The sequence below is a fragment of the Oleiphilus sp. HI0128 genome (genome assembly GCF_001635365.1).
Window position 1 is genome coordinate 1 of record NZ_LWGG01000871.1, and the last position, 1754, is coordinate 1754.

Below are 1754 nucleotides of genomic sequence, written 5' to 3' on the forward strand. Positions count from 1 at the left end.
TGCAGAATAACTTTATATACCGGATTCATTATGTCAGACGTTTCTTTTGGCCCAGATTCAGCCAGCGATAAAACTCCAACCATTCTGCGAAAGATTGTCGCACGCAAGTGGCAGGAAATTGAGGAAAGACAAAGCACGCTAAAGCTAGCCGACTGCAAGGCACAAGCCTTCGATCGGGATGAGACCCGCGGCTTTGTGCGGGCGATAGAATCCAAGAACGCGAACAATTTGCCTGCCATTATTGCCGAGATCAAGAAGGCATCACCAAGCAAAGGAATTATTCGAGAGGACTTTGTACCTGCCGCCATTGCCGAAAGTTATGAGAAGGCCGGTGCAGCCTGTTTATCGGTACTTACTGACCGTGATTTTTTCCAAGGCCATGAGGACTATTTGCAACAAGCTCGTGCTGCGAGCGCCTTGCCGATTATCCGTAAGGATTTTATGGTCGCGCCTTATCAGATCTACGAAAGCCGCGTTGTGAATGCTGATTGCGTGCTACTGATTGCCGCTTGCCTAACAAAAGATCAAATGCAGGAGTTAAGTGGCATCGCCCATGAAATCGGCCTGGATGTTTTGGTCGAAGTTCATAATGAAGCAGAGCTTAAAGATGCCTTAACGCTGGAAACTCGCTTAATCGGCATTAATAATCGGGACCTTCACTCTTTCGAAGTATCACTCGATAACACCTTTAACTTATTGAAGCAGATTCCCGAAGATAGGATTGTGGTCACAGAAAGCGGCATACATGCTCGAGAAGACGTGATCGCTATGCAAGAACGTGATGTGAACGCCTTCTTAGTCGGTGAAGCATTTATGCGGGCGGCAGACCCGGGTAAGGAGTTAGAGCGTTTGTTTTTTTAGGTATTTATAGGCAGTCATACTGTGACTGCCTATCAAATGATACTGAAACCATATCATAGCCATGACGAGATAGGTCTTTTATTAACTGCCTATCTGCCAAGACAGTATTACAAATCTGGTGAATACTGCCTTGAAGATCATTACTGGCAAGTCGCAAATCAAAATCCATCACTAAGTAGCGCATGCTGCCATACTCATCAGCATGCACCTGATTAACACTTTCATAGTTGATAAAGCGATACGAGCTATCGGCATTGAAGTGTGATTCCAGACGAGAAGAAAGTTCATCAGCTTCAGCAAGTGCCGCCAATGAAAACATCATGGCAAATAATACCAAGCCTTGTAGTATTGACTGTAGGCTCTTATTAGACTTTCTTTCTTCCAGGTTCCAGATCATATTTCACCACGCTCTTCGTTTAGGTAGCTCTAGTTTAACGAAGAGGGTGCTTAAATATTAGTCTGTCAGCAATGGTTTTACCCTTGTTTACACTTGCTCAGACTTTAAGCTTCTCGGTGAAAGGAGGCCAACCCAAAGGTTTACCAGCGATTAAATGCAGGTGTACGTGGTAGACGCTTTGTCCACCATATTCATTGCAATTCATCACAACACGGTAACCATCTTCTGCGAAGCCCATATCGGCGGCAATATTCTTGGCAACAAAGAACAAATGTCCAAATGTTTCCTTATCACCTTCATCCATATCGTTAATCGTCGCGATTGGTTTTTTAGGGATGATAAGCAAGTGTACGGGAGCGGTTGGCTGAATATCCTTGAATGCCAGGCAGATGTCATCTTCATAGACGATATCTGCAGGAATCTGACGATCAATAATTTTGGTAAATAGCGTTTCTGTCATTGTTTTTTCCTCGTTTGCTTCCTTTAGGCTTGAGCA

General features: G+C 44.3%; 3 protein-coding genes. 1 reads left to right on the forward strand and 2 read right to left on the reverse strand.

Features of this window, described 5'->3' with window-relative positions:
* Positions 1-30 precede the first annotated feature (30 nt).
* Entirely contained in the window at positions 31-861 is an 831-nt protein-coding gene (trpC, locus tag A3763_RS13800; RefSeq protein WP_068514462.1) for an indole-3-glycerol phosphate synthase TrpC, read from the forward strand.
* Positions 862-865: 4 nt separating this feature from the next.
* Here trpC and A3763_RS13805 read toward each other — a convergent pair whose 3' ends face one another.
* Both A3763_RS13805 and A3763_RS13810 read right to left on the reverse strand, forming a co-directional pair.
* Positions 866-1258, reverse strand: coding sequence for a hypothetical protein (locus tag A3763_RS13805; RefSeq protein WP_156490586.1), 393 nt, complete (start codon positions 1256-1258; stop codon positions 866-868).
* A 97-nt stretch (positions 1259-1355) separates the two neighbouring features.
* Complete coding sequence (locus A3763_RS13810; RefSeq protein WP_068514465.1) at positions 1356-1718, reverse strand: histidine triad nucleotide-binding protein; 363 nt, start codon at positions 1716-1718, stop codon at positions 1356-1358.
* Positions 1719-1754: the final 36 nt, after the last annotated feature.